This is a genomic window from Actinobacillus seminis (genome assembly GCF_002263215.1).
GTDB lineage: Bacteria > Pseudomonadota > Gammaproteobacteria > Enterobacterales > Pasteurellaceae > Actinobacillus_B > Actinobacillus_B seminis.
This window is the reverse complement of sequence record NZ_NLFK01000002.1, coordinates 252846-259071: the sequence shown is the minus strand read 5'-3', so window position 1 is coordinate 259071 and position 6226 is coordinate 252846. Positions and strand designations below refer to the sequence as shown.

At 42.6% G+C, this 6226-nt stretch carries 3 protein-coding genes, 3 tRNA genes and 1 pseudogene; all 7 read right to left on the bottom strand.

The window, feature by feature from the left end; translation table 11 throughout:
* Nucleotides 1–1713: pseudogene (locus CFY87_RS03375) on the bottom strand (hypothetical protein); the annotation flags it as partial.
* A gap of 119 nt (nucleotides 1714–1832) precedes the next feature.
* Nucleotides 1833–2519 (bottom strand): ESPR-type extended signal peptide-containing protein, encoded by a 687-nt coding sequence (locus tag CFY87_RS03370; protein ID WP_094945870.1) that lies wholly within the window; start codon nucleotides 2517–2519, stop codon nucleotides 1833–1835.
* 289 nt (nucleotides 2520–2808) lie between these two features.
* Complete coding sequence (locus tag CFY87_RS03365) at nucleotides 2809–3546, bottom strand: CPBP family intramembrane glutamic endopeptidase (protein WP_094945869.1); 738 nt, start codon at nucleotides 3544–3546, stop codon at nucleotides 2809–2811.
* A gap of 76 nt (nucleotides 3547–3622) precedes the next feature.
* Nucleotides 3623–3699: transfer RNA gene (locus CFY87_RS03360), tRNA-Arg, on the bottom strand.
* Nucleotides 3700–3756: 57 nt separating this feature from the next.
* A tRNA-Arg gene (locus CFY87_RS03355) sits at nucleotides 3757–3833 on the bottom strand.
* 10 nt (nucleotides 3834–3843) lie between these two features.
* Nucleotides 3844–3933, bottom strand: a tRNA-Ser gene (locus CFY87_RS03350).
* Nucleotides 3934–4044: 111 nt separating this feature from the next.
* Nucleotides 4045–6057 carry a DNA helicase Rep gene (gene rep / locus CFY87_RS03345; protein ID WP_094945868.1) on the bottom strand — a complete coding sequence of 671 codons (2013 nt, stop codon included), beginning with the start codon at nucleotides 6055–6057 and terminating at the stop codon, nucleotides 4045–4047.
* Nucleotides 6058–6226: the final 169 nt, after the last annotated feature.

Genomic DNA, 6226 nt, shown 5'->3' with positions numbered 1-6226 from the left:
ATTTCCTGATGGGATGTCTGCGCTAGAAAGTGCGGTCTTTTTCGCCTCTGCTTTTGAGTTTTTGCCTAACGCGACGGAATCGCCGGCGTTTTCTTCTACAACTGCACTATCACCAATCGCCACAGCGCCTGCCGCTTTAGCTTGTGCGTTATAACCGATAGCGATTGCGTGTTCAGCAACGGTTTCCGTATTCGCTTTAAAGCCAATAGCAATGGAATCTTTACCCTCTGCTCGGTTGCCTTTAAAGTTAGACAGCTTAATTTCCTCTTCTGTTAAGTTAGTAAGTTTCTTTTTATTTTCCGCAGTGTTATCAGTTTCAACTGCCTTGGTAATTTTTTCTTGCCATTCATCCAGTTGTTTTTTTAACTCTGCTTCGGATTTACTTGAGTTAGCTACTGCGTTTTGTCCTTTAAGCTCTTGAATAAGGTTAGTAATTGCAGTTGCAGTCTCTTTGATTTTATTAGTTGAACCTAATTTATTTACCTCCGTTTCAATCGCATTTAATGATTGTTCATTAAATGTTTCTTTCCCATTCGCCTTACGGTTTAGGAGGGTAGCGTATTGTTTTGCCAGTTCCACATAGCGCTCGTAGTTTTGCACTGCTTTTTGACCGTCGGTGATGCGTTTGGCTTCGCTGTTTGTGGAGGTTTGGTCGACGGCGAGGTATGGCGTGTTGAAGCCGGCACCGTCGGAGGTGAGTAAGTTAACGCGTTCCTCTAATGATTTTAATTGCCCCACGTTGGCGGCATCGGTGTCTAAATAGCCTGACGCGACGTTAACCACGCGACGCTCATGCCCTTTATAACCCACGGAAATCACGCCCGATTGACCGCTGGTCGGGATGGTGATAGAACCTTTCGGGGTGTAGGGTTCGTGCAATAAATCGTTATATAAATAATCAGTTTTGGATTGATGTCCCAACGCCACGGAGTTATTTAAATAGGCAAGAGACTCAATCCCCAAGGCAAGGGAGTTTGTGCCCTTGTAGTGGTCTTTGTTTTGGTTAGATTTCCCAGCAATATTGCCATTACTCTCATCCTGCACTCTAGCACGATAGCCTAATGCAATACTATTTGCCCCTTCGGCATAGGAACGCACCCCAATCGCCATCGCGTTTGTCGCGCGGTTCCCCGCATAAGCATAAGACCCAATTGCAAACCCGTTAGACGCATCCGCCAACGCCGAATACCCCAACGCTAAACTGTTTTCCCACAATGCAAAAGAACGCCCCCCAATAACAATCGCGTTTTTGCCATTGCCAGTTTCACCGTGAAGTTCTGTTTTTTTGATATTTTTTCCGCCAATGGTGAGAATAATGTCATTTTGATAGTATAAAGGCATAGTTTCATGCTCGCCCCCATTTTTTAGAATGGTAGTAGCTTGATTATTAAATTCTTCAATGTCGTCTAAATTTTCTTGATTTTTATTAAAATCTTTATATAACTTAAGCCATTTTTCTCCTATATCTAAATCAAATTTAGCCCCAGCACCTACCATACTACCAATCGCAATTGTATGTTCTCCTACTGCCCGAGCGTTATAACCGTACGCCATAGAGCCCTTGCTGGTTGCTTCGTTAAAATTACCAATAGCGAGGGAGTTAGCAGCAAATACCCGTGACTCCTGACCGACCGCAACACCACCGGTTGCACTTTTATCGACAAACGCACGCATACCTAAGGTTGTAGAATAATCAGATAAAGCAAAGGACAACGCCCCAACAGAAGTAGATAAATTACCGACTGCGACTGTTCGAGAACCAATTGCAATCGCACCTGTTCCAGCAGCGTAGGTTGGGCTAAATTTTCTATTGTCGGCATTATTATAACCTGTTAAATATTTTTTTGAAATTCACCATTAGAAAAATAATAAGAGTCATTCATAAGCTCCCTAAAAATAGTATTTATGCTCTGTTGCGGAAGTTTGTCATCAAACTTTGGGTCATCAATATCATCATTACCGATAGCAATAGAGGATTTACCGTTAGCAAATACATCAGCACCTAATGCTACCGACTGACTATTTGCCCCCGCATTATTCCCGATAGCAATCGCTTGCCCGGCGCCTGCTTTTGTTTTTGCTGACAAACCTAGCGCAATCGCTTTAGCTCCTAATGCATTACTACCGTAACCAATCGCAACCATGCCGTTTTTTTCATCACTTTTTAGTGAATTAGTACCTACAGTTGCGCTTTTACCTATGGCAACATAATCGCTGTTACTGCAATTATTCCAGTTATTAGATAATTGAACGGAGTTATCTCCGGCACATTTATCCCACTCACCAATTTTAAATTGTCCATTAGTCCAACTATAAATATTTTGATCAGCAAAAGCCTCGTTTGCTATGCATATACTTAACGCTAACAGGGTAAATCGGAAAGGAAACGGGAAATCAGCCGTGGAGGGGGGGGTAGAACGGGTAGTTTGTGATGCAAGTTGTTGATTAGTCGCGAGTTCCGACACCACTTTGGTTACCCCGGAAGTTACGTCGTACTTGCATTTGAAAATTTTATTCATATTAAGTTCCTTTATTAATATGTTGTAAATATTGTTAGTTAATTGTTGGGTATTTAAATATTGGCGAGTAATCCGCACAAATTTTGGGGAGCCAGTATATCCAATATCTCTCCACAAAAAAAGCATAATTTTGTGCTTTTGGTAAAATTTGAGATATTTGAGGGGGCGCGTTGTTTTAGCGAATAAAAATGGACTTTCGCAGTTTGATCGCTGAACTTTCAAGCTAATTGAAAGGAGGCAACGCGCTTGAGATAGTAATAGCATTGTAACGAGTTTTTGCCGATGCCAATTAGTTAAATGTGGTAAATAACCATAGAGGAAGCCCTAAACCAAATACGTCAAAAAAACTGTGCGCCAGCATAAACGGGACTACATTGCGAATTTTAAAGCGTAATAGCATGAGCAATACGCCGAAAAGGAATACAACAGTGGCAGAAAATAGCCCTTGATAGGTATGGAAAGCAAAGCGTACGATAAGGGCGAAAATTAGCGCGAAAGGGAGCCATTTTTTTTCGACGCAGAAGACGAGCCCAAGGAAAAAGATTTCTTCATAAAACCCGTTTAGCAAAGCAAATAATATCAGGGATAAGGAAAAATAATCCCAGAGGTTTTCACTTTCCGTCTGCGCAGGCGTGGCGTTTTCCATCAATGTGCTGTCGGTAATCGTTGGTTCTGTGAGTATTTCTGGCGAGAAGGTATTGGCGAAAAGATGGCAAATGGCGCCCGTGAATAAGATTAAGGCAAGGGTGAGGGGGAGCGTATTTTTGTTAAACGAGAAAGGAAGTTGGGCAAATTGAAATTTACGCAACATGAGATAAAGCCATGCCACCCCTAATGAAAGCAGTTCCATGCCAATGGATGAATAATTATCGGCTTCGCTAAATTCCAGATTTTCCGGCGCGGCAAGCCCGGCTTGTTGGAGCTCTATAAAATAATGAAAAGAGGTGATAATCGGCGAATAAAAAAAGATCGCGGCTAAGATCACAAGATCGATTATATGCAAGGCGTTGTATTTTGTTGATTGCATTTGGGGCGTCCTAACAAATTTGTTGTAAATATATCATTTAGAAAGCGGGTAAATTCAATTAGAATAGGTATTGAAATGGCGCACCCGAGAGGATTCGAACCTCTGACCGCTCGGTTCGTAGCCGAGTACTCTATCCAGCTGAGCTACGGGTGCGTTTTGAAATAACCTTTCATTTTAATCATGCTAATTTTATTGTAGAGTTCAATAAAATGGCGCACCCGAGAGGATTCGAACCTCTGACCGCTCGGTTCGTAGCCGAGTACTCTATCCAGCTGAGCTACGGGTGCCCTGAGTAAATGGCGGTGAGAGAGGGATTCGAACCCTCGATACAGTTTCCCATATACACCCTTAGCAGGGGTGCGCCTTCAGCCTCTCGGCCATCTCACCGCAATCGGTTTGTGGGCGGTATAATACGGATTGCCCTGCAATAAGTCAAACTCTTTTTTTGAAAAATTAGGTCGTTTGCGTGAATTATCTACAAAATCCGTTGGAAATCACCTAACCGCGTAAAATAGCGCGTAAATTGGCAATATGATTTTTGGTTTTTTGCTGCTGTTCTTGTTCGGTTAATGGCGGTTTATCTTTTTCCCATAACAGATCGTCCGGCGGTAATTCGTCTAAGAAACGGCTGGGTTGGGGGCAATAACTCTCGCCAAATTGTCGCCGCGCTTTGCACAAGGAAAAGACCAAACTTTTTTGTGCGCGCGTAATGCCCACGTAAGCTAAACGACGTTCTTCTTCTATGTTGTCTTCATCAATGCTGGTTTGGTGGGGTAAAATATTTTCTTCCATGCCGATCAAAAAGACATGGGGGAATTCCAATCCTTTTGAGGCGTGTAAGGTCATTAGTTGTACTTGATCGCTTGCTTCGTCGTCTTCGTTGCGTTCCAACATATCGCGCAAGGTCAAACGCGTAACGACCTGATTTAAAGTCATTGGCTCATTAAATTCATCCCCTTTGAGCATCTCGGCAACCCAGCTGAACAAGGTTGCGACGTTTTTGCTTTGAAATTCCGCCATTTTGGGGCTGGCGGCTTGTTCGTACAAATATTCTTCATAATGCAATTGTGCCAACATTCGACGAACGGCATTTTCCGGTTCCGAACGCAGGCTTTCATCATGTAACTCCACAATCCAACGGGCAAAATCTTGTAACGCATTGTAGGCTTTCGGCGTAACCCGTTGTATTAATTCAAAATCGAAAATCGCCTCAAATAAACTAATATGTTTTTCTTGCGCCAAGGCACCCAATTTTTCCAAGGTTGCAGCGCCGATTTCTCGCTTCGGCGTATTGACAATGCGCAAAAATGCTGCGTCGTCATCTTGGTTAACCAATAGGCGCAAATACGCCATCATGTCCTTAATTTCCACGCGGGCGAAAAATGAGGTTCCTCCGGAGATGCGATAGGGAATACGGTTTTGCATCAAGACTTTTTCCAACAAACGGGATTGGTGATTGCCGCGATATAAAATAGCATAATCTTGATAACGAGTTTTGCGACTAAAACGATGAGCAATCAGTTCTCCGACAACACGCTCCGCCTCATGCTCCTCATTTTGGGCTTCAATGACTAATAATTTTTCTCCTTGATCCAAGGTGGAAAATAATTTTTTATCAAACACATGATCATTATTGGCAATTAAAATATTGGCACAATGTAAAATACGTTGCGTCGAACGATAATTTTGCTCCAATTTCATCACTTGCAGTGACGGAAAATCATTTTTTAAACGCACCATATTCTGCGGTCTTGCGCCGCGCCATGAATAAATCGATTGATCATCATCCCCCACCACGGTGAAACAGGCGCGTTCGCCGACCAATAATTTAATTAATTCATATTGGCTGGTGTTGGTATCTTGATATTCGTCCACTAATAAATAGCGAATTTTCGCTTGCCATTTCGACCGCACTTCGGCGTTTTGTTTAAATAACAAGGTCGGCAACATAATCAAATCGTCAAAATCCAAGGCGTTGTAGGCGCGAATTTGTTTGGCGTAACGCTCGTAACAAGAGGCGAAAGTGCGTTGTTTGGGATCTTTTGCTATAGCGGTGGCATGGTGCGGCATTACCAGATCATTTTTCCAATTGGAAATCATGGCAGCCAGATCGCGCAATAATGCTTTATCTTCTTGCAACAAGTCAGAGGTCAATTCTTTCAGTAGGGCAAATTGGTCATGTTCATCAAATAGGGTCAAATGGCGTTTAAAACCTAAATGTTGATATTCCTGTTTGATAATATCAAATCCTAGGGTATGGAAGGTGGAAACGGTTAACCCGCGGCTTTGTTCTTTACCAATGGAATGGGCTACCCGCTCTTTCATCTCGCGTGCGGCTTTATTGGTAAAGGTGACGGCAGCAATTTGTTTTGGAAAATAACCGCACTTTTCAATTAAATAGGCGATTTTATTGATGATCACGCGGGTTTTGCCCGAGCCTGCGCCGGCAAGGACTAAACAAGGTCCCTGCACATATTCGACAGCTTGTTGTTGTTGGGGATTGAGTTTCATAAGTTAATTATCGTTTGACTAGGGTTCTATAAGCGGATAGTGCAAAAGTGCGGTTAGTCTTAAGCCTATTTTCTTCATGGCGGCATTATAGAACAAGACTTTTCTGTTTTGGATATTTTTTGCTGTTTTGGCACAGATTTTACTATGGCGACGTGAGAAAAATGATGTT

Coding starts and splice junctions, on each gene's coding strand:
- CFY87_RS03370 (WP_094945870.1), bottom strand. CDS start 2,519: ATGAATAAAATTTTCAAATGCAAGTACGACGTAACTTCCGGGGTAACC.
- CFY87_RS03365 (WP_094945869.1), bottom strand. CDS start 3,546: ATGCAATCAACAAAATACAACGCCTTGCATATAATCGATCTTGTGATC.
- rep (WP_094945868.1), bottom strand. CDS start 6,057: ATGAAACTCAATCCCCAACAACAACAAGCTGTCGAATATGTGCAGGGA.